A 20,728-nucleotide genomic window follows, 5' to 3' on the forward strand; every position below is an offset into this window, starting at 1 on the left:
GACAACACCGCGCGGCCGCACCCTCGAGGCGGAGAGGATTCCCGTAGGAGGTCTCTGCGAGATGCAACGCCTGCCAGTCTGGGCGCCGGATCTGCGTACGGCGTCATCCTGGAGAGTGATTTCTGGGCGTCACCTGAGACGTTGCGCCCCGTCGGCGGGGGGTGTGGTTGTGGCAGGCTGGGCGCACACGTCCAGCGTCCCGGTCGCGGCGCGGACCAGGCACCAGGAGGACCCATGGAGCGCGTGCAGGTCGAGCTGGACACCGAGGGTGTGGGCCGCGGGACCGTCATCCGGTACGGCCACTGGGGGCGGCCGGTGCTCGTGTTCCCCTCCGAGGCCGGGCGCGCGTGGGACTTCGAGAACAACGGGATGATCGACGCGATCCGCGACCTGATCGACGGGGGACGGGTCAAGCTCTACTGCGTGGACGCCTTCGACCACGTGAGCTGGTCGGACAACAGCCTGCCGACCGAGGAGCGGGCGCGGCGGCACGGGGTCTACGAGCGGTGGATCCTGGAGACGGTCGTGCCGCGGATCAGCGACGACTCGCCCGGCCACTCGGGCATCGTGACGACCGGGTGCAGCATGGGCGCCTTCCACGCGGTGAACTTCGGGCTGAAGCGGCCCGACGTCTTCCCGGTGGCGATCGGCCTGTCGGGCAACTACGACCCGACGTCCTGGCACTGCTGGGGCGACCTGGGCGAGGCGACCTACTTCGCCAACCCGTGCGCATACGTCCCGGGGATGGACGACGGCCACCTGGACTGGGTGCGGGCGAACGCCAGCATCGTGCTGGTCGTGGGGCAGGGGGCCTTTGAGGTGCACCCGACCAAGTCGCTGCCCGGCGCCCACCAGCTCGCCGACCTGCTCGCCCAGAAGCAGATCCCGCACGAGCTGGACGTGTGGGGCTACGACTCGGCGCACGACTGGCCGTGGTGGCGCCAGCAGCTGGCCCACCACCTGCCGCGGTTCTGCTGAGGTTGGTGCGGGTCGTCGGTGCTCAGCTCTGGGGCTCTCAGATCCCGGGCAGGTAGCGCGGCTCAGCTCTCGTGTGTCGTGCTCAGCCCTCGGGCACGCAGCACCGCTCAGCCCTCGTGTGTCGTGCTCAGCTTCAGGCACGCAGCACCGCTCAGCCCTCGCGTGTCGGTGCTCAACCTTCGGGGAGGTAGCGCCGGCACTCGTCGGCGAAGTCGGGCAGTCCGCTGCGACCGAGGGTGCCCAGGATCTCGCTGATGGGGCGCGGCGGTCGGGTGTAGCCCTCGGACTGCCGGCCCAGGGCCTCCAGGACCAGGCCCGGCGTGAGGTCCAGCTGGCTGGACATGAACTGGTCCGGGTGGACCGTCTCGATGCCCCAGGGTTCGAGGCTCTCGGCGGGGAAGTCGTCCAGGTCGAAGGTGACGACGGTGTGCGCCTCGGACCGGATCGCGGCGGCCAGGACGTGACGGCGACCGGGGGTGTTGGTGAGGATCGGCTCGATCTCCTCCTGGCCGGCGACCTCGGCGTAGGGGAAGGCAGAGGTCATGGCTCCCACCCGCCGGGAGGCTGCGCTCGCCGACGCGCCGGCCGAGACCATCCGTTCGGCGACCTCGTCGAGGATCCGCCGGGACCAGCGGGGGCCGACCACCCCGGCCTCGGCGACCCGCAGGACGGTGTCTGCCAGCGTGGGCGGGACGAGGACGCCGGCGTCGAGCAGGACCGGGAACACGGCGCTACCGCCCTGCCCTGCTGAGGGTCGGCGCGGTGGTGCGGCCGACTGGTGGTGACGTCCCGCCGGGGGGTGTGGTGGTGCGGCCGGCTGGCGGTGACGTCCCGCCGGGGGTCGCGGTGGTGCGGCCGGGTGTTGGTGACGTCCCGCCGGGGGGTGTGGTGCTGCCGCCGGGTGGCGCGGGCCGGCCGTCGAGCAGCTCGTAGAGACCCTCGACCTGGGCGTCCACCTGCATGGACGCCAGCGAATCCGCCCGCTCGCCGTGCAGCGCGTCCTGGTGCCTGAGCACGTCGTCGAGCCGGACCCGCCGGTGCCGGCCGCGCATCTCGTGGGGGATCGTGCCGTCACCGAGCAGCCCGAGCAGCGTGGGCCGCGGCACCCCCAGCAGGTCGGCGGCCTCCTGCGTGGTCAGCCACCGGTGACGCGGGACCACGCTGACGCCCTGCCCCTCGGCCAGCGTCCGGCAGACCCGGGCCAGCAGGTCCGTCAGCCGCGGCGAGATCTCGTGCAGGATGCCGTCGTCGGTGATGACGCCCGCCTGGGCCTCCACCCTCGAGCGGTTCCTGGCCTCCAGGGCGGTGCACAGCTCGATGAGCTGGGCCTGTTCCTCCTCGTCCGGCACGTACGTCTCCGGCTCCACCGACCGCACAGGATGTCCCATGACGTCTCCTCCCACCGAGGACTCGATGCTAGTAGCCAGAGCCGCCGATGGGGAGGGGTCGATGGGACCGGATCGGGCGCGGTGCCGACCCTCAGCGGGCGTCCTCGGCTTCATTCCGGGCACTGTCGGCCGGTTCTTGTCGAAGGGCCTCATCGTGACCTGCGGTTTTGTCGTGAGCCACGTCAACAACCGGCTGATAGTCAGGGTGAGGCCGGCTGACAGACCCTGGTGGCGGGGAGGTGTCGTCCACTTTGCACACCCGCGTCGGATCGCGACCTGCGGAAACGCGGTCGGCGTCTGTGCAAACCGGACGACACCTTCGGCCGACCGGCCGGCAGTGCGCGAAACGGCCGCGGCACCTCCCGCAGACCGGCCGACACCCGACCCGGGACCTCAGCCCACCGGATGCCCGGCCGCCACCAGCACCTGTTCCCAGGTCACCGACCGCGGAGCGCCCAGCCGGTCGGGCGTGGCCAGTGTCGCGATGGCCTGCGCCCGCTCCCGGCGGCCCAGCTCCTCGCCGAACCGGTCCACCACGAGCAGCGCACGGGGTCGGGCAAGACCGCCGAGCAGCTCGCGCACCGTGTCCATGAGATCCACGGCGATGGCGTCGAGGTCGGCCGAACCCGCGCCACCGGCCGAGCCGGCGCCACCGGCCGACCCACCAGACCCGCCCGACACCCCCGCCGCTCCCGACAACGTCACCGCCGCCACGAGCGACCGTCCCAGCTCAGGGTCCTTCCGCCAGGTCACCTCCGCCCGGTCGACGTAGGGATGCTCGGTGAGCACCTCCCGGACCTCCCGCAACGACACCAGCTGCCCCGAGATCGACACCACGTCGTCGGTCCGGCCGAGGAACTGCACGCACCCGTCCTCGTCGAACCGCCCCAGGTCACCGGTCGCATACACGCCGGGGTGCCGCGTCCAGTGCGCCTCGGCCACCCCGGACGAGTCGCCCTCGACGCCGACCATCGTCGCCGCCCACGGGCGGGTCAGCACCACCTCACCGGTCTCGCCGACCGGCACCGGCACGCCGTCCACGTCCACGATCGTCAGCCCGCAGTCCGGCAGCGGTGGTGCGTCGGACAGCCCGGTGATCCGCACGATCCCGCCCAGCTCCAGCTGCCCCCACGCGTCGGCCACCTCGGTGCCCTCGACCCCGAACGCCCCCCGCAGCCACGACGCCAGCTCCTCCTCGACCGGCTCACCGGCCGTCGCCACCCGGCGCAGCGTGGGGATCCCCGACACCTCGGGCATCTCCCTGGCCCACCCCCGCACCGTGCGCATGACGGACGGGCTCGTGAGGAGGGACTCCACGTCATACCGGCGGATGATGTCCCAGGCCCGCTGGTGGTTGGGCACGTCGAGGGTGCCCTCGTACATCACCGTCGTCCCCCCGCACGCCAGCGGCCCGTAGATCCCGTGGAACTGCGTCACCGCCCACGCGATGTCCCCCACGCACCAGAACGGCCCACCTGTCGACAGGTGCTCGTGCACCGCCACCGCGCCGGCCAGCATCGTCCCGGTCCCGTGCACGATCGAGAGGGCCTGGCCGCCCCGGTTCGCCAGCGGGATGCTCGCCACCGGGTGGTCGACCGGCAGCGCGACCGCGTCACCGTTCACCTCCGGCCGCGCCCCGTCCAGCCCCGGCCGCGACCCCGCGAGCAGGTCGTGGAGCCAGCGGTCGCCCTCGTACCACTGCACGTCCATCCCCGTGCGCCGCACCACGACCGTGTGCTCGATCCCGCCCGCGGCCAGCATCGCCTCGTCCGCGCGCGCCTTGAGCGGCAGCACCGTCCCGTGCCGCCACGCACCGTCCTGGGTGAAGAGCACCTTGAGGTCCAGCAGCGAGAGCCGGTCGGCCAGCGGCTCCACCGGCAGCGGCGCAGGCAGCACCGTGTGCACGGCTCCGATCCGCGCGCACGCCAGCATCGCCACGACGGTCTCGGGCAGCCAGCCCAGGTGCAGCCCCACCCGGTCGCCGACGCCCACGCCCATCTGCCGCAGCGACCGCGCGAGCGCCACGACCTGCTCGTGCAGCTCGGCGTACGTCAGGCTCCGCCGGTCCCCGGGCTCACCCTCCCAGTGCAGCGCGACCTGATCGCCGCGCTCGGGCAGGTGCCGCTCGACGCACGAGACCGACAGGTTGATCGTGGCCCCCGACATCCACGTCCCGGACCGCGCGCCGGGCTCCCACAGCGTCCCGTGGTCGGACAGCAGCCCCAACCGCTCCACCACGCCCGCCCACGCGAGCTCGTCCGGCCCCGTCATGGACCGAGGGTATGCGGCGGAGCTCACCTCTTCCTCGCTCGGGGCGGTGGAGGAGGGGTATGCCGAGGAGCTCACCTCGGCGTGGTCCGCCGGCGGCCGACCCGCCACGGTCACCTCGTCCTCACGCATGGCCGAGCGTCCGTCCGGCGGCGCGGGCGGCCCGGCCGAGGTGGGCGGCGACGGTGGCCACGTGCGCCTCGTCGGTCGTGTCGTCGACGGTGGCGGCCAGCGCGGCGACGGTCGTGCCCTGGCCGTCGACGACCGGGACGGCGACCTCGGCGGGCAGCATCGGGTCCTCGGGGGTCACGGCCAGGTGGTCGGCCGAGGCCCACGCCTGCTGCTGGCCGCGGGCGATCTCGATCAGATCCTCGGAGGCCGTCTGCAGCAGCCGTTCCCACTGGTCGGTGTCGCCGCGGGCCCCGAGGATCCGGCCGCCGGCGCTGTCGAGCGCGTGGTGCACGCGGTGGGTGTCGCGGTAGGGACCCCGGTCCTGGCCGTCCACCCGGTCGATGTCGACGACCTCGCAGCGCACGAGCGTCTGGACGCGGACCGTCGCGCCGACCTGGTCGCGCACCTGGGTCAGGTAGGGGGCCAGCGCGCCGAGCAGCGGCAGTCGCGAGAGGTAGTGGTTGGACAGCCGGGTCAGCTCCGGCCCCAGGCCGTAGCGCGAGGACCGCGGGTCCTGCACGACGAGGTCGGCCAGCACGAGCGAGCGCAGCAGGCGGTGGACCGTCGGCACCGAGAACTGGCTGCGCTCGGCCAGGTCGGTGAGGTGCTGGTAGGCGGGGCCGTCGCTGAGCAGCTCGAGCAGCTGCACGGCGTTGCGGACGGTCCCCAGGCCGCCCCGGGCCGCGGCCTCGCCCCCTGCGTCATGGTTGGGCATGAGGGCCATCTTCCACCACGTGTCGACTTCGTACCACCATCCGGCAGAAACTTTCTGTAGACAACGCTTGATTTCCAGATAGTGAAAATGTAGCGTCAGTCTCCGAACGGATCGACGACGACCGAGGAGCCCCCGTGACGAGGACCCGCCCGTGCTGACCAGGGCCTACCAGCACTCGCTCAACGGCAGCAGCCGCCCGGCCGGCCTGCCGCTGCTCGAGGTCGACGACATCTCGCTGCGATTCGGCGGCGTCAAGGCGCTGACCAACGTCTCCTTCACCGTCACCCAGGGCGACGTGCACGCGATCATCGGCCCCAACGGCGCCGGCAAGTCCTCCCTGCTCAACTGCATCAGCGGCATCTACCACCCGCAGGAGGGCCAGATCCGCCTGCACACCGGCGGCGGGCAGGACGTCTCCGGCAAGGACGTCGCCGAGGGCCACCACCTGCTGACCCAGCTGCCGCCCTACAAGGTCGCCCGCCTCGGCGTGGCCCGCTCCTTCCAGAACATCGAGCTCTTCTCCCACCTCACGGTGCTGGAGAACCTCATGCTCGGCCGGCACATCCACATGAAGCACAGCGTCCTGGCCTCCATGCTCTGGTTCGGCCCGGCCCGCAAGCAGGAGATCGAGCACCGCCACCTGGTCGAGGAGGTCATCGACCTGCTCCAGCTGCAGGAGTTCCGCAACAAGCCGGTCGGCGCCCTGGCCTACGGCATCCAGAAGCGGGTCGAGCTCGGCCGGGCCCTGTGCATCCAGCCCGCGCTCCTGCTCCTCGACGAGCCGATGGCCGGCATGAACGCCGAGGAGAAGGAGGACATGGCCCGCTACGTCCTCGACGTCCACGAGCTCGCCGGCGTCACCGTCATGCTCATCGAGCACGACATGAACGTCGTCATGGACGTCTCCGACAAGGTCAGCGTCCTGGACTTCGGCAAGCTCATCGCCGACGGCACGCCCGACGAGGTCAAGAAGGACCCCGCGGTCGTCGAGGCCTACCTCGGCGCCGACGAGGACGAGGACGCCCAGGCCCCCGCACCCGCCGCCGGCGCGACCAGGACGGAGGGCTGACATGGCGACCGCGAGCACCAGGATGAAGAAGACCGACCAGACCCCGGTCGACCTGGACACCGCCACCTTCCCCCGCCTGCTCCTGGACCTGGCCGCCACCCGTCCCGACGGCATCGCCATGCAGGAGAAGCTCTACGGCATCTGGCAGCCGCTGACCTGGGCCGACTACCGCCAGCGGGTCGAGGACTTCGCCCACGGGCTGGCGGGGTACGGCGTGCAGCGCGGCGAGATCGTCGCCGTCCTGGGCGACAACCGCCCCGAGTGGCTCATCGCCGAGCTGGCCGCCCAGAGCATGGGCGCCGCGGTCGTGGGCATCTACCCCACCTCCATCGGGGAGGAGCTCGAGCACATCCTCACGACGTCGCGCGCCCGCGTCGTCGTCGCCGAGGACCAGGAGCAGGTCGACAAGCTGCTCCGCCTGCGCGAGACCAGCGACAGCCTGCTCGTGGAGCGCGTCGTCTCCTACAACCCGCACGGGCTGGAGGCCTACGACGACCCGTGGCTGGTGGACTTCACCCAGGTCGAGGCGCAGGGCCGCCGGCGCGCGGAGACGCACCCGACCTGGTTCGAGGACGAGATCGCCCGCAGCACCCCCGAGGACATCGCGGTCATCTGCACCACCTCGGGCACGACCTCCAAGCCCAAGCTCGGCGAGCTGTCCCACCGCAACCTGCTGACGATGGCCGACCACCTCACCGAGATCGACCCGGCCGACCACACCTTCCGCTACGTCTCCTTCCTGCCCTTCGCCTGGATCGGCGAGCAGATGCTTGCGGTGGCGATCGGCCTCTCCCGCGGCCTGACGATCTCCTTCCCCGAGGACGCCTCCACCCAGCGCAACGACCTGCGCGAGATCGGGCCGGACGTCATGTTCTCCCCGCCGCGCATCTGGGAGTCGATGCTCTCGGAGGTCCAGGTGCGCATCGACGAGGCCGGCTGGCTCAAGCGCAAGATTTTCGGATGGGGGTATGACGTGGGGGACCGGGCCGCGCAGGCGCGCGTCCAGGGCAGGGGCGGGGGTGGCCCGCTCGGCTGGGTCGCCGACCAGGTCAGCACCCGCCCGGTCCGCGACCAGCTCGGCCTGTCCCGGGTGCGCCGCGCCTACACCGGCGGTGCGCCGCTGGGGCCGGACGTCTTCCGCTTCTTCCACGCCATCGGCGTCAACCTCAAGCAGATCTACGGCCAGACCGAGATCTGCGGCATCGCCGTGGTCCACCGCGACGACGACATCGCCTTCAACACGGTCGGCCAGCCGATCCCAGGCACCGACCTGCGGATCAGCGACGACGGCGAGATCCTGCTGCGGTCCGCCTCGATCTTCCGCGGCTACCACCGCCAGCCGGAGGAGACCGCCAAGACGGTCGACGCCGAGGGCTGGCTGCACACCGGCGACGCCGGCTACCTCGACGAGGACGGCCACCTGGTCGTCATCGACCGGGCCAAGGACGTGCTCACCGCGCCCGACGGCAGCCGCTACTCCAGCGCGTTCATCGAGAACAAGCTGAAGTTCAGCCCCTACGTCGAGGAGGCGGTCGTCTTCGGCCCCACCCGCGAGGGCGAGCGGATGACCGCGATGATCACCATCGACCCCGGCACCGTCGGGTCGTGGGCCGAGCACGAGCGGCTCAGCTACACGACCTACACCGACCTGGCCGGCAAGCCCGAGGTCTACGAGCTCCTCGCCGAGGAGATCACCCGGGCCAACGAGGACCTGCCCGAGTCGATCCGGGTGGCCCGCTTCCTGCTCCTGCACAAGCAGCTCGACCCCGACGACGACGAGATCACCCGCACCCGCAAGGTGCGGCGCAACGTCATCGACGAGCGCTATGCGGACCTCATCGCCTCGCTGCGCCGGGGGGACGACTCGGTGGGCATCTCCAGCCGGGTGACCTACCAGGACGGCAGCTCGGTCCTGCGCGAGCTGTCGCTGACGATCTTCGACCTGACCACCTACTCGATCCCGGAAGGCCGGGGTCGTCGACCCGTCTGGAGCGGCCGCCGATGAGCGACAGGGTGACGAGGACACGAGCCTGCGAGGCCCGCAGGCACCCGCGGAGCTGGTCGGAGGAGACGTTGTGAGCGCCTTTCTGAACCTGCTGGTCTACGGACTGGCCGACGGGGCGATCCTGGCGCTGGCCGCGCTCGGCTTCGTGCTGATCTACAAGGCCACGAGCGTCATCAACTTCGCCCAGGGCGAGTTCCTGCTCGTCGGGGCCTACATGTTCTACACGGCCTTCGTCGTCCTGGGGCTCCCGCTCATCGCGGCCGTCGCGGTCGGCGTCGTCGTCGCCACGATCGTCGGTGTGGTCGTCGAGCGGTTCATCCTGCGGCCGATGGTCGGGGAGGACCCGATCAGCATCATCATGGTGACGATCGGCCTGTCGATGCTGCTCTCGGCGCTGGTGCAGATGTTCTACGGCACCAGCCCCAAGAGCCAGCCGGCGATCCTGCCGCGCGGCTCCGTGGAGTTCTTCGGCGCGACGGTGCCGCTCAACCGGCTGCTCGTCATCCTCATCGCCGCCATCGTGCTGACCGCCTTCACGATCTTCTTCCGCCGCTCCCGGCATGGCATCGCGATGCGCGCCGTCGCCGACGACCAGCAGGCGGCGATGACGATGGGCATCTCGGTGCGGCGGATCTTCGCCCTCGCCTGGGTGCTGGCCGCCGTCTCGGCCCTCATCGCCGGCGTCCTGCTGGCCGACATCTCGGCGGTCGACCAGAACCTGGCCGCCTTCGGCCTCATGGTCTTCCCCGTCGTCATCCTCGGCGGGCTCGACTCCGTCCCCGGCACCATCGTCGGCGGGCTGACGATCGGCCTGCTCAAGCAGTTCGTCTCCGGCTACCTCGACCCGGGGCTGGCCACGGTCATCCCCTACGTGGTGCTGGTGCTCATCCTGCTGGTGAGGCCCTACGGCATCTTCGGCGAGCAGCGGATCGAGAGGGTCTGAAGCGATGGCGACCGCAACCGGCATCTACCACCGCACGTACTCCTCGGAGCTGCGCCTGCGCAGCACCCGCGCGGAGCTCTTCCGCCTGGGGCTCATGCTGGCCCTCCTCGTCGTCCTGCCGTTCGTGCTGGACAACTACTGGCTCTCGATCGTCAACACGATCCTCATCGCCGTCATCGGCGCCGTGGGCCTGAACATCCTCGTCGGCTACACCGGCCAGATCAGCCTGGGCCAGGGCGGCTTCCTCGCGGTCGGCGCCTACAGCTCGGCGATCCTCTCCGAACGGATGGGTATGCCGGTCCCGCTCGCGATCGCGTCCGCGGTGGTCTTCACCGCGGTGATCGGGACCTTCTTCGGCCTGCCCGGCCTGCGGCTCAAGGGCCTCTACCTGGCGATCGCCACCCTGGCCTCCCAGCAGATCATCGAGTTCATCATCCGCCGCTGGGGCTGGCTGACCGAGGACCGCGGCTTCATCAGCCTCTCCCGGCTCGACGTCTTCGGGTGGACGCTGCCGCGGGAGTCCTTCGAGCAGAGCTGGTACTGGATCCTGGTGGTCCTGGCCGGGATCGCCGTGATGGCCGCCCGCAACCTCTTCCGCACCGGCCTGGGCCGCTCGTTCATGGCCGTGCGCGACCAGGACATCGCCGCCGAGGCGATCGGGGTCAACATCACCCGGGCCAAGCTCACCGCGTTCGCGGTCTCCAGCGGGTTCGTCGGCCTGGCCGGCGCGCTGACCGCGCACTACACCGAGACGGTCACCTGGGAGGCGTTCACCCTCAACGTCTCGATCATGTACCTGGCGATGATCATCGTCGGCGGCCTGGGCAGCATCGCCGGCGCCGTCTACGGCGCGGTCTTCATGTCCCTGCTGCCGGTGCTCATCCGCGAGCTCGCCGACGTCGTCGGCCCCGCCGCCCCGTGGCTGTCCAGCCAGCTCCCGGCGATCCAGAACGCGATCTTCGGCCTGGTCATCATCCTGTTCCTCATCATCGAGCCCCGCGGCCTCAACCGGCTGTGGGAACGCGCCAAGGAGTACATCCGCTTCTGGCCCTTCCGCTACTAGTCACCTCACACCACCCCCCACAAGGAGAACACCATGAAGAGCACTGGACGTGGCGCGTTCGTCGCCTCCCTCGCCGCGCTGGCGCTGGGCCTGTCCGCCTGCGGCAGCGACGACGGCGGAGACGGTGGCGGCGGCGGTGACGCCGGCGGAGACTCCGGCGAGCCGATCAGCGTCGGCATGATCGCCGACCTCACCGGCGCGACCGGCGACGTGGGCGCCCCCTACAACGAGGGCATGCTGGCCTACGTCGAGTGGCGCAACGCCAACGGCGGCGTCGCCGACCGCGAGCTCGAGCCGATCTCCAACGACTACGCCTACGAGGTCCCGCAGGCCGAGCAGCTCTACAAGCAGTACGTCAACGACGGCGTCGTGGCCATCCAGGGCTGGGGCACCGGCGACACCGAAGCGCTGCACACCAAGGTCGCCGCCGACGAGCTGCCGTTCATGTCCGGCTCCTTCGCCGAGAGCCTCACCGACCCGGAGGAGGCGCCCTACAACTTCGTCGTCGCGCCGACCTACTCCGACCAGATGCGGATCGCGCTCAACTGGATCAACGAGGACTCCGGCGGCGGCGCCGAGGTCGCGGTCTTCCACCACGACAGCCCGTTCGGCCAGGCCCCCGTCGGCGACGGCGAGGCGTGGGTCGAGGAGGAGGGGCTCGACCTGGGCTACCAGGCCTACGCGATGCCCGGCGGCCAGCAGAACTACGTCGGTCTGCTCTCCCAGGCGCAGAGCCAGGGCGCGGAGTACATCGTCATCCAGAACGTCGCCTCCCCGGCGGCGCAGGTGGCCAAGGACATCGCGGCCCAGAACCTGGACATGAAGATCGTCTGCCTCAACTGGTGCGGCAACGAGCTGTTCATCACCACCGCCGGCGAGGAGGCCGCCGAGGGGCACATGCTCATCCAGCCGTTCGCGCCGATCACCTCCGAGAAGGACGGCCACGAGGAGATGACCGCCTACCTGGAGGAGCAGGGCGAGGACCCGGCCAGCAAGGGCACCTCCTGGGTGCAGGGCTGGATGGTCATGCACGTCATGGCCGAGGGCATGGAGAAGGCCGCCGAAGACGGGGACATCACCGGCCCCGCCATCAAGGAGGCCCTGGAGACCATGGGCGCCATCGACACCGGCGGCGTCATCGGTGAGGGCAACATCGAGTTCTCCGCCGACTCCCACCGCGGCTCCACCAGCGCCGGCATCTACATGGCCGAGGGCGGCCAGATGGTCGAGGTCGAGGCGGGCGCCACGCCATGAGCACCACCGCAGGAGCCACCCCCGGCGCAGCCTCGGCTGCGCCGGGGGGCGGCCCCGGCACGGGCGACCTGCTCGTCCTCAACAACGTCGAGGTCATCTACGACGACGTCATCCTCGTGCTGCGCGGCCTCTCGCTCGGCGTGCCGGAGGGCAAGATCGTGGCGCTCCTCGGCTCCAACGGGGCCGGAAAGTCGACGACGCTCAAGGCGGTCTCCGGGCTGCTGCCCAGCGAGCGCGGCGAGGTCACCGACGGGTCGATCCACTTCGGCGGCGAGGACATCACGCGGATCGAGGCCTCCGACCGGGTCACCCGCGGGATGAGCCTGTGCATGGAGGGACGGCACGTCTTCGAGCACCTCTCGGTCTCCGAGAACCTCGTGGCCGGCGCCTACACCCGCTCGGGCAAGGAGTCGGCGCAGGACCTGGACGTCGTCTACGAGTTCTTCCCCAAGCTGGCCGACATGCGGGCCCGGGTCGCCGGCTACCTCTCCGGCGGCGAGCAGCAGATGCTCGCCATCGGGCGGGCGCTGATGGCCCGGCCCACGCTGCTCATGCTCGACGAGCCGAGCCTGGGGCTGGCGCCGCTGCTGGTGCAGGAGATCTTCGGCTACATCAAGCGGCTCCACACCGAGACCGGGCTGACCGTGCTCGTCATCGAGCAGAACGCCCGGCGGGCCCTGGAGGTGGCCGACCACGGCTACATCATGGAGCAGGGCCGGATCGTGCTCGAGGGCCCCGCGGCCGAGCTGCGGGAGAACCCCGACGTCAAGGAGTTCTACCTCGGCCTCGGCGACGAGGGCAGCCGCAAGAGCTACCGCGACGTCAAGCACTACAAGCGCCGCAAGCGCTGGCTGTAGACCCCCCACCTTCCACAAGGAGTGACCCATGTCGATCCAGGCTGCCCTCAAGGCTCGTGAGGAGGCCCTCGCGCCCGCGCTGGAGCAGAGCCTGCGGCGGGCCGCCGAGCGGGTGCCGGGTTTCGCCGCCCGGCTCGCCGAGGCGGGTCTGACGCCGGACAGTTTCCAAGCAGGGCATGCCGTCTCCGAAGTGTTGGGGCAGCTGCCGGTGCTGTCCAAGGACGAGCTGGTGGAGCGGCAGCAGGCCGACCCCCCGCACGGGGGGATGCTGGCGGCGGACGCGGACGTGGCGCGGTGGTTCCAGTCGCCGGGGCCGCTCTACGAGCCGCAGCTGGAGGGCGCCGACTGGCGGTGGGGGCAGGCGCTGGCCGACCTGGGCGTGGGCGCCGAGGACGTGGTGATCAACTGCTTCGGCTACCACCTCTCGCCGGCCGGGGCGATGCTCGAGCAGGGCGTGCGCTCGGTCGGGGCGGCCGTGGTGCCCGGCGGGATCGGCAACCAGGACCTGCAGGCGCGGGCGCTCGCCGACCTGGGCGTGACCGGGTACGTCGGGCTGCCGTCCTACCTCAAGGCGCTGATCGAGCGGTTCGACGGGCTCGAGGGTGTGGCGGCCGACCGCTGGCGGCTGGAGCGGGCGCTGATGACGGCCGAGCCGCTGCCGGAGTCGCTGCGGGCCGTGATCGCCGAGCGGGTGCCGGCGGCGCGGATGGCCTACGGGACGGGGGAGACGGGGCTGCTGGCGTGGGAGCCGGCGGGGGAGGACCCGTTGGCCGGGCACGGGATGGTGCTGGCCGACGGGGTGGACGTGCAGGTGTGCGAGATCGGCACCGGGCGGCCGGTCGACGACGGGACTGAGGGGGAGGTCGTGGTGACGCTGCTGCGCAGCGACTACCCGCTCGTGCGCTTCGGCACGGGTGATCTGTCTGGGTGGACGCTGGGGCCGGACGGCTCGCTGCGGCTGCGCGGGGTGCTGGGCCGGACCGGGGCGGCGGTGAAGGTGCGGGGGATGTTCCTGCACCCGCGCCAGGTCGCCTCGGTCATGGAGGGGGTGGAGGGGGTCGCCGACTACCGCTTCGTCATCGAGCGGGTCGACCACGTCGACCAGCTGCGGTGCGAGGTGGTGCCCGCCGCCGCCAGCGGCGGGGAGCCCGGCGCCGGCGCGACGACCACCGGGCCCGAAGGCGAGGCTCTGGCCCGCCGGGTGGCCGACCGGGTGCGCGAGGGGTTGCGCTTCAGCACCCGCGTCCAGGTGGTCGAGGCGCTGTCGCCGGGCGACGGGCCGGTCGTGGACGTGCGGGACTGGAGCTGACCGCCGGTGGAGGGGGCCGCGCCCGCGTCCCTTTCCCGCGCCTGGACGAGGGCCGTCAGCCGACCTTGACCACCTGGGTGCCCCCGGCGAACCTGTCGTGCCAGCCCCGCCGCCCGGCGGTGTCGCTGCTGATGCCGACCGCGATGGCGATCATGGCGGCGAGCTGGGCCAGGCCGGCCAGGAAGCCGCCCACGAACGGGAGGATGCCCAGGAGCGTCAGGGCGACCCAGATGTTGCGCCTGACGGCCTCCTCGATCGTCGGGCGACCGCCGCCCGCGCCCCGGGTCTCGAGCTTGACGACCATCTTGCCGATGGTCTGCCCGCGGCTGGACTCCAGGTAGGCGAAGTAGCCCAGGTAGATCGCCGTGGCGAGCACCGAGCCGACGGCCCCGGTGAGGAAGTTGCCTCCGCCGCCGAACATTCCGCCGGACCCGCCCATGAGCGACCCGACGACGACGAAGGAGACGAGGACGAAGTTGACGACAAGCAGGATGACGTGGTCGATGAGCCGCGCGAGGAAGCGGTCGAGCAGCTCGGCGGGGCGCCCCACCATGCCCCCCGCCTGGGTGCCGGGGTGTCCCGGCTGCTGGTAGTACCCGTCCTGCGGCGGCGTGCCCTGCCGGTAGCCGCCCTGTGACAGTGGTGGGGGCTGCTGGTAGCCACCCTGCGGCGATGGCTGCTGGTAGGGCGGCGGTGGGGACTGCTGGTAGCCGCCCTGCGGCGGCGGGGGCTGCTGGTGACCACTCTGGGGTGGTGGCGCCTGCTGGTAGCCCCCGGGAGGAGGCGGCGGCGCGGCGCTGGCACCCTCGGTGGGCTCGTCCTCGGGCCTGGGCTGTGGCGACATCGGATCCGTCATCGTGCATGCACTCCTTCGTCCTGGTTGCCACGGCTCGCCCCGGTGCTCAGGAGGAGACGCCGCGGGCCGAGCCCCCGTCGACGTCGGCCACCGCCACCGTAGCGAGGTTCCGCGGGCCTGGGAAGGGTGCCGCCGGCCTGCTGCACCAGCCCTGCACGGACAAGGGTGTGCACCGGATACCAGGTCGTCGACGGTGCATCTGCGCCACAACCTTGTCCCGCGACCGGTCGACCTGCTTCGGTGTGCAGATGCACCTCAGCCGCCCGGCCTTAGGCCGTCCTGCCCTCGCCGTGAGCCTCGTCGGTGCCCTCGTCCTCACGGCCTGCGAGCCGGCGGTCGAGGGCTCGCCCCAGGAGGTCGCCGCCGCCGTGGCCGCGGCGTTGGAGACGGGGACCTTCGACGCGGTGCCGATGGCGGACGCCGTCCCCGCCGACGTCCAGGCCCAGCGTGAGGAGGCGTACGCCGGGCTCGGTGAGGTGCCCCTCGACGTGCAGGTGCTCGACGTCACCGAGGAGGACGACACCGCCGAGGGACGGCTGCAGCTGACCTTGGACCTGCCCGGCGAGGGCGACGACCTCGTGCGCGAGGTGCCGGTGCGGATGCAGGTCGTCGAGGAGGAGTGGACCGCCACCTGGGAGCACGCGCTGCTGGGCGTGCCCGACGGTCAGGTGCTCGACCTGGAGGAGACCGAGCAGCCGCGTGCCGACATCCTCGACCGCGACGGCGAGGGGCTGGCCACCTCCCGGCCGGTCTGGCACGTCGGCATCGACAAGACCCAGGTCGGGGCCGATGAGGTCGAGGAGTCCGCCCGCCGGCTCGCCGAGGCGGCCGGGACCGACCCGGCGGGGTATGCCGCCTCCGTCGCCGCCGCAGGACCCGAGGCCTTCGTCCGGCTCATCACCTACCGGCAGAGCGACGAGGAGGGGGACAGTCTCGTCGCCGCCACCGAGGAGATCCCCGGTGCGGTCGCCCTGGACGCCACCCAGGTGCTGGGACCGACGCGGACCTTCGCCCAGCCCCTGCTCGGCACGGTGGGAGAGGTCACCGCCGAGCTCGTGGACTCCGACCCGGAGCGCTACGCGCTGGGCGACGTGGTCGGGCTGTCGGGGTTGCAGTCGGCCTTCGACGACCAGCTCCGCGGCGAGCCGGGGCTGCGCGTCTCGGCCGTCGACCCCGACACCGGCGAGGGCTCCGAGCTGCTGGATCGCGAGGGGGTGGAGCCCGAGCCCCTGCAGGTCACGCTGGACACCGACCTGCAGGAGCTGGCCGAGGAGGTGCTCGCCGATGTCGGGCCGGCGAGCGCCCTCGTGGCGCTCCAGCCCAGCACCGGCGACGTGCTGGCCCTGGCGAACGGCCCAGGGTCCGAGGGGACGTCGACTGCGCTCGCCGGCCAGTACCCGCCCGGCTCGACGTTCAAGATCGCGTCCGCGCTCGCGCTCCTGCGGGAGGGCCTGACGCCCGAGTCCACGGTGCGGTGCGAGCCGTCGCTGGTGGTGGACGGCTACGAGTTCACGAACGTCACCGGCTACCCCGAGGCCGCGCTGGGCGACATCCCGCTCGTGACGGCGATGGCCAACTCCTGCAACACCGCGCTCATCGGTGAGCGCGACCGCATACCGATGGAGGAGCTGGCGCAGGCCGCGCGGGACCTGGGGATCGGGGCCGTGTGGGAGATGCCGGTCACGGCGTTCAGCGGCAGCGTCCCCGAAGAGGCGGCCTCGCAGACGGAGCACGCCGCCAGCCTCATCGGGCAGGGCTCGGTGCTGGCCTCGCCCGCCGCGATGGCGGCGGTGGCGGCGAGCGTCGCGGAGGGCGGGCCGTTGGTGCCGCGCGTGGTCCTCGACCAGGAGGTGCCGGAGCCGGAGGGCGGCCTCTCGACCGAGGAGGCCGATGGGCTGCGCACGATGATGCGGGCCGTGGTGACCGAGGGGAGCGCCTCAATGCTCGCCGACAACCCCGGCGAGCCGGTGCTGGCCAAGACCGGCACGGCGGAGTTCGGCACGCAGGACCCGCCGCAGACACACGTGTGGATGGTCGCCGTCCAGGGCGACCTGGCGGTGGCGATCTTCGTGGAGGAGGGGGAGTTCGGCTCGACGACCGTCGGACCGCTGATGGACGCGTTCCTGACGGAGGCGGTGGGCTGACGGGTATGCGGTGGGCCGGCCACCCGTGCGTCGACCAGCGGGGCCGTCCTCAGCCCTCGATGAGGATCTCGGCGAAGGCCAGCGCCCACTCCTCGGCCGTCGGGTCGTCGGAGGCGATGGTGGACAGGTCGACGACCGCCACCCGGTCGGCGTTGTCCTGCGCCCAGGCGAGGATCTCGTCGGCGACGCCCGGCCCGTACAGCTCCGGAGGGGCGACGGCGACGAGCACGGGCAGGTCCTCGTCGATCGCGTCCACCTCGGCCAGCAGCGTGTCGAGCGAGGCGGCGACGTCCTCGTCCTCGCTGTCCATGCCGAGCGAGACCAGGACCGCGTCCACGTCGCCCGCCTCGTCGGCGAACCGGTCGACCCGTTCGGCGGCGTCGGCGATGGACGTGCCGTCCCGGCTCGCGCTCCAGATCGTCAGCTGAGGACCGTCCTCCTCGGACAGGACGATCGGGTCGTTGAAGGTGACGTCCGCCGCCTCACCCCAGTGGTGGATGGTGACGGGGCGGTCGCTCCCGACTTCATCGCCCCAGAGCTGCACCCACTGCGTGGGCATGTTGCTGTAGCCGTCGCCGATCACCAGGAGGTCGCTCTCGTCCGACCAGGCGTGAACCCAGGCCTCCACCGTCGCACGGTCAGCGGGATCCGTAGCGTCGGTGGTAGGCGCGGCCATCTCGACCGAGCCCTCCGTCCGAGTCGCACCGTCGGACGACGTGACAGCCGCACCGTCGGCGCCCTGCTCACCCACACCGGTGGTCACTGCGGCGCCGTCCGGCTCCGCGGTCGAGGCCCATCCGGCGACCTGCCCGGCCGGCCCGTCGAGCGAGGGGTGCGGACGGTTGACGCTCCACACCGCATAGGCCGAGCTCGCGACCGCCAGGGCGGCGAGACCGGCGATGAGCGCGTTCTGGCTGCGGGTCGACAGTTCCATCGATCAGCCCTGGGCGACCGGCGTCTGCGTCTCGCGCCGCGCCTTCCGTGACCGGGGCCGACGTCCGCGGCCTTCAAGCTCGGTGTCGGGGCGGTAGTTGCCGTAGGAGTAGCTGTAGGCGTCCGGGCCCTTGGTCGACAGACGGTTGGCGACCAGGCCCAGCAGCTTGCCGCCCACTCGCTCAAGCGTGCCGAGGGCCCGCTCCAGCTCGTCCCGTCGGACGACGTTGGCTCCGACCACCACCAGGACACCGTCGGTCAGCGTGGAAAGGATGGCGCCGTCCGTAACGGCGAGGAGCGGCGGGCCGTCGATCAGCACATAGTCAAATTCCGTGCTGAGCCGCTCCAGCATACGGTGCATCGCGTCTGACCCGAGCAGCTCGCTCGGGTTTGGCGGGATCGGGCCGCAGCCGAGGACGTAGAGGCCCTCGACGTAGGGCTGCAGCACGTCGGCGAGCTCGACCCGTCCCACGACGACGTCGGTGACGCCGGCTGCGTTCTCCAGGCCCATGTAGTCAAGTAGCCGGGGACGGCGCAGGTCGCCCTCGATGAGACAGACCGTCGATCCGGTCTCGGCGATCGTGAGCGCCAAGTTCGCAGTGGTCGTGCTCTTGCCCTCCCCAGGGACCGACGAAGTGATGAGGAAGGTTGTCGGCTGGTCGTCCGGGTCGAGGTAGAGCAGGTTGGTCCGCAGCGCCCGGAATGCTTCGGCCCGGGGGCTGTGGGGGTCTATCTCGATGACCAAGGGGTGCGCAGGGGCGTCCTTGTCGAAGGAGATCGCGCCGATCGTCGGCTCCTCAGTGACCCGGGCGATGTCGGATTCCCCACGGACGCGGCGATCCAGCAGATCGCGCAGCACGGCGAGTACTAGCCCAAGCAGGGTTCCCAGCACCGTGGCGAGGGCGAGGTTAAGTAGCGGATCGGGCTTGGCGGGGGACTCCGGCGCGATGGCGGGCCGCACGACCGTTGCCTTGACCGGGCTCTGGGCGTCGTCCGAAACCCGTTCCAGCTCCTGCACCGTCTCAGTGAGATGGCCGGCGACACTATTGGCGATCTGCGCGGCCTGCTCCGGGTCGCGATCAATCACGGCGAGGTCGATGAGCACCGTATTCAGTGGCACCGTCGCTGTCACCTGCTCCGCCAGCGAACTGGCCGATAAGTCAAGACCCAAGTCGTCGATCACCGGTCCCAGCACAGCGGGCGTGGTGACAATGTCGGCATACGTCGCGACCTGCCGCTGGGTGAACGAACTGCCCTGCACGAGGTCTGAAACATTGTCTCCAGCGGCCGTCGAGATAAAGAGCTCGGCCTCCGCACGATACTCCCGCGGCGCCAGCGCCGTGAGCAGCGCGGCGACCGCGATCGTCGCGAGCAGCACGGCGACGACGAGCCGCCAGCTGCGCCGGACGATGCGCAGATAGTCAGACAGTTCCATTCACGATCCTGGGCTCGGTGGGACGATCGGCCAAACGACGCCCAACCTACCGGACCGGGTAGCGTTCCCCCATGGCGAACGACGTGCGCACCCACCTCATCGGTCTGCTGCTCGGCGCGGAGGAGGACTGGCCCCGCGCCTTCGAGACCATCCTCGGCATGGTCGGCCCGCTCAAGGCGGGCGGCCAGACGCACACGATCTCGAGCGAACGGGTGCGCATCCACCCCTTTGACCTCACCGACCCGGTGCGCCATGGCCTGGTCATCGACCGCCTCGCGTACTGGTACTACCACCCCCGAGAGTGGCTCAAGAAGGCGTCGCTGATGAACGACACCTATCTGCTCAACAGCCCGTTCACCTTCCAGGCCATGGAGAAGCACAGCGCCTACGTCGCGATGCTGCGGCTGGGCATGAAGATCCCCCAGACCGTCCTGGTGCCCTACAAGAACCCCGTCGACAACGTGCGTTGGGCCTACACCTCCTCGCGCTACAACGACCCGTTCGACCTGGAGAAGATCGCCGAGGAGGTCGGATACCCGCTCTACATGAAGCCCTTCGACGGGGGTGGCTGGCGTGGCGTGTCGCGGGTCGACAACGTGGACGACCTGCACCGGTCCTACGACGAGTCCGACAAGATGCTCATGCACCTGCAGGCCACCGTCGACTACGACCACTTCGCCCGGGCGCTGTCCATCGGGCCGGAGACCATGGTGATGGACTTCCGCCCCGGCGAACCCATGCACAGCAGGTATGCCGTCACCCACGACTTCCTCTCCCCGCAGGCCGGGTGGGAGACCGAGACGGTGAGCAAGGTGGTCAACGCCTTCTTCGGCTGGGAGTTCAACAGCTGCGAGATGCTCGTCAAGGGCGACGAGGTCCACCCGATCGACTACGCCAACGCCTGCCCCGACGTCGCCCTGACCTCGCTGCACTACTACTTCCCATGGGCGATCACCGCGCTCGTCCGCTGGTCGACCTACTGCATGGTGACCGGCCGCCGGTCCTTCATCGGGGTGCGTTCGCCTCGGGCCTACTTCGACATCGCTGACGACCCGGACCGCAGCTACGCGGAGAAGATGCAGGCCTACCGCGAGTTGGCGGACGATGAGTTCGAGACCGACCGCTACTGGGAGTGGTGCGAGCGGAACCTGCCTTACCTACCGGCGCGGGTGCTGGAGTGGGTCAGCTCGGACGACTTCGACCGGCTGCTGGTCGAGACGGTCAAAGCAACCTACCCGGAGCACGAGCACGAGCAGTTCGTCGCGCACTTTCGCGGGCTGACGGGGATGTGGGTGACCGATCAGACTGGCCTCGGCCCGCGGGAGGGGTGAAGCGTCTCA

At 71.1% G+C, this 20,728-nt stretch carries 17 protein-coding genes; 10 read left to right on the top strand and 7 right to left on the bottom strand.

Going from position 1 to position 20,728, the window contains the following annotated elements; genetic code table 11:
* The first annotated feature begins 234 nt into the window (after window positions 1-234).
* The gene (locus tag ACWHYA_RS06295) at window positions 235-978 is read left to right on the top strand and encodes an esterase family protein (protein ID WP_425942223.1); all 744 of its coding nucleotides are present in this window, start codon (window positions 235-237) and stop codon (window positions 976-978) included.
* Between the two features lie 172 nt (window positions 979-1,150).
* Here the strand turns inward: ACWHYA_RS06295 and ACWHYA_RS06300 are convergent, their stop codons facing one another.
* The 4 genes from ACWHYA_RS06300 to ACWHYA_RS06315 form a co-directional block, all read right to left on the bottom strand.
* Complete coding sequence (locus tag ACWHYA_RS06300; RefSeq protein ID WP_425942221.1) at window positions 1,151-1,705, bottom strand: PIN domain-containing protein; 555 nt, start codon at window positions 1,703-1,705, stop codon at window positions 1,151-1,153.
* A 4-nt stretch (window positions 1,706-1,709) separates the two neighbouring features.
* A complete protein-coding gene (locus ACWHYA_RS06305; RefSeq protein WP_425942219.1) occupies window positions 1,710-2,366 on the bottom strand; it encodes a helix-turn-helix domain-containing protein in 657 nt (218 codons plus the stop codon).
* A 393-nt stretch (window positions 2,367-2,759) separates the two neighbouring features.
* On the bottom strand, window positions 2,760-4,766 hold the full coding sequence (locus ACWHYA_RS06310; RefSeq protein WP_425942217.1) for an acyl-CoA synthetase: 2,007 nt from the start codon (window positions 4,764-4,766) through the stop codon (window positions 2,760-2,762).
* Window positions 4,759-5,520, bottom strand: a complete 762-nt coding sequence (locus tag ACWHYA_RS06315) for an IclR family transcriptional regulator (RefSeq protein WP_425942215.1) — start codon at window positions 5,518-5,520, stop codon at window positions 4,759-4,761. The genes ACWHYA_RS06310 and ACWHYA_RS06315 overlap by 8 nt, the downstream gene beginning before the upstream one ends.
* A gap of 151 nt (window positions 5,521-5,671) precedes the next feature.
* Here ACWHYA_RS06315 and ACWHYA_RS06320 point away from each other — a divergent pair, with 151 nt between their 5' ends.
* The 7 genes from ACWHYA_RS06320 (at window position 5,672) to ACWHYA_RS06350 (ending at window position 14,020) form a co-directional block, all read left to right on the top strand.
* Entirely contained in the window at window positions 5,672-6,589 is a 918-nt protein-coding gene (locus ACWHYA_RS06320; RefSeq protein ID WP_425942213.1) for an ABC transporter ATP-binding protein, read from the top strand.
* Window position 6,590: 1 nt separating this feature from the next.
* Entirely contained in the window at window positions 6,591-8,594 is a 2,004-nt protein-coding gene (locus ACWHYA_RS06325; protein ID WP_425942211.1) for an AMP-binding protein, read from the top strand.
* A gap of 70 nt (window positions 8,595-8,664) precedes the next feature.
* Entirely contained in the window at window positions 8,665-9,537 is an 873-nt protein-coding gene (locus ACWHYA_RS06330; RefSeq protein WP_425942209.1) for a branched-chain amino acid ABC transporter permease, read from the top strand.
* Window positions 9,538-9,541: 4 nt separating this feature from the next.
* A complete protein-coding gene (locus ACWHYA_RS06335; RefSeq protein ID WP_425942207.1) occupies window positions 9,542-10,600 on the top strand; it encodes a branched-chain amino acid ABC transporter permease in 1,059 nt (352 codons plus the stop codon).
* Window positions 10,601-10,633: 33 nt separating this feature from the next.
* A complete protein-coding gene (locus tag ACWHYA_RS06340; protein ID WP_425942205.1) occupies window positions 10,634-11,854 on the top strand; it encodes an ABC transporter substrate-binding protein in 1,221 nt (406 codons plus the stop codon).
* Window positions 11,851-12,711, top strand: coding sequence for an ABC transporter ATP-binding protein (locus tag ACWHYA_RS06345; protein ID WP_425942203.1), 861 nt, complete (start codon window positions 11,851-11,853; stop codon window positions 12,709-12,711). The genes ACWHYA_RS06340 and ACWHYA_RS06345 overlap by 4 nt, the downstream gene beginning before the upstream one ends.
* A gap of 28 nt (window positions 12,712-12,739) precedes the next feature.
* A complete protein-coding gene (locus tag ACWHYA_RS06350; protein WP_425942201.1) occupies window positions 12,740-14,020 on the top strand; it encodes a phenylacetate--CoA ligase family protein in 1,281 nt (426 codons plus the stop codon).
* Window positions 14,021-14,075: 55 nt separating this feature from the next.
* Here the strand turns inward: ACWHYA_RS06350 and ACWHYA_RS06355 are convergent, their stop codons facing one another.
* A complete protein-coding gene (locus tag ACWHYA_RS06355; protein ID WP_425942199.1) occupies window positions 14,076-14,864 on the bottom strand; it encodes an RDD family protein in 789 nt (262 codons plus the stop codon).
* A 302-nt stretch (window positions 14,865-15,166) separates the two neighbouring features.
* Here ACWHYA_RS06355 and ACWHYA_RS06360 point away from each other — a divergent pair, with 302 nt between their 5' ends.
* Window positions 15,167-17,020, top strand: coding sequence for a penicillin-binding transpeptidase domain-containing protein (locus ACWHYA_RS06360; protein WP_448095575.1), 1,854 nt, complete (start codon window positions 15,167-15,169; stop codon window positions 17,018-17,020).
* Window positions 17,021-17,069: 49 nt separating this feature from the next.
* Here ACWHYA_RS06360 and ACWHYA_RS06365 read toward each other — a convergent pair whose 3' ends face one another.
* Window positions 17,070-17,954, bottom strand: coding sequence for a hypothetical protein (locus ACWHYA_RS06365; protein ID WP_425942196.1), 885 nt, complete (start codon window positions 17,952-17,954; stop codon window positions 17,070-17,072).
* 3 nt (window positions 17,955-17,957) lie between these two features.
* On the bottom strand, window positions 17,958-19,388 hold the full coding sequence (locus ACWHYA_RS06370; RefSeq protein ID WP_425942195.1) for a polysaccharide biosynthesis tyrosine autokinase: 1,431 nt from the start codon (window positions 19,386-19,388) through the stop codon (window positions 17,958-17,960).
* A gap of 71 nt (window positions 19,389-19,459) precedes the next feature.
* Between ACWHYA_RS06370 and ACWHYA_RS06375 the strand changes: the two genes are divergently transcribed.
* Entirely contained in the window at window positions 19,460-20,719 is a 1,260-nt protein-coding gene (locus tag ACWHYA_RS06375; RefSeq protein ID WP_425942193.1) for an ATP-grasp domain-containing protein, read from the top strand.
* Window positions 20,720-20,728 lie beyond the last annotated feature (9 nt).

The sequence above is a fragment of the Ornithinimicrobium carbonis genome (genome assembly GCF_977012275.1).

What these genes read in the sequence shown, in the direction of transcription:
- ACWHYA_RS06295 (WP_425942223.1), top strand. Translation starts at nt 235, where the DNA reads ATGGAGCGCGTGCAGGTCGAGCTGGACACCGAGGGTGTGGGCCGCGGG.
- ACWHYA_RS06305 (WP_425942219.1), bottom strand. Translation starts at nt 2,366, where the DNA reads ATGGGACATCCTGTGCGGTCGGTGGAGCCGGAGACGTACGTGCCGGAC.
- ACWHYA_RS06310 (WP_425942217.1), bottom strand. Translation starts at nt 4,766, where the DNA reads ATGCGTGAGGACGAGGTGACCGTGGCGGGTCGGCCGCCGGCGGACCAC.
- ACWHYA_RS06315 (WP_425942215.1), bottom strand. Translation starts at nt 5,520, where the DNA reads ATGCCCAACCATGACGCAGGGGGCGAGGCCGCGGCCCGGGGCGGCCTG.
- ACWHYA_RS06325 (WP_425942211.1), top strand. Translation starts at nt 6,591, where the DNA reads ATGGCGACCGCGAGCACCAGGATGAAGAAGACCGACCAGACCCCGGTC.
- ACWHYA_RS06335 (WP_425942207.1), top strand. Translation starts at nt 9,542, where the DNA reads ATGGCGACCGCAACCGGCATCTACCACCGCACGTACTCCTCGGAGCTG.
- ACWHYA_RS06340 (WP_425942205.1), top strand. Translation starts at nt 10,634, where the DNA reads ATGAAGAGCACTGGACGTGGCGCGTTCGTCGCCTCCCTCGCCGCGCTG.
- ACWHYA_RS06345 (WP_425942203.1), top strand. Translation starts at nt 11,851, where the DNA reads ATGAGCACCACCGCAGGAGCCACCCCCGGCGCAGCCTCGGCTGCGCCG.
- ACWHYA_RS06350 (WP_425942201.1), top strand. Translation starts at nt 12,740, where the DNA reads ATGTCGATCCAGGCTGCCCTCAAGGCTCGTGAGGAGGCCCTCGCGCCC.
- ACWHYA_RS06355 (WP_425942199.1), bottom strand. Translation starts at nt 14,864, where the DNA reads ATGTCGCCACAGCCCAGGCCCGAGGACGAGCCCACCGAGGGTGCCAGC.
- ACWHYA_RS06365 (WP_425942196.1), bottom strand. Translation starts at nt 17,954, where the DNA reads ATGGAACTGTCGACCCGCAGCCAGAACGCGCTCATCGCCGGTCTCGCC.
- ACWHYA_RS06370 (WP_425942195.1), bottom strand. Translation starts at nt 19,388, where the DNA reads ATGGAACTGTCTGACTATCTGCGCATCGTCCGGCGCAGCTGGCGGCTC.
- ACWHYA_RS06375 (WP_425942193.1), top strand. Translation starts at nt 19,460, where the DNA reads ATGGCGAACGACGTGCGCACCCACCTCATCGGTCTGCTGCTCGGCGCG.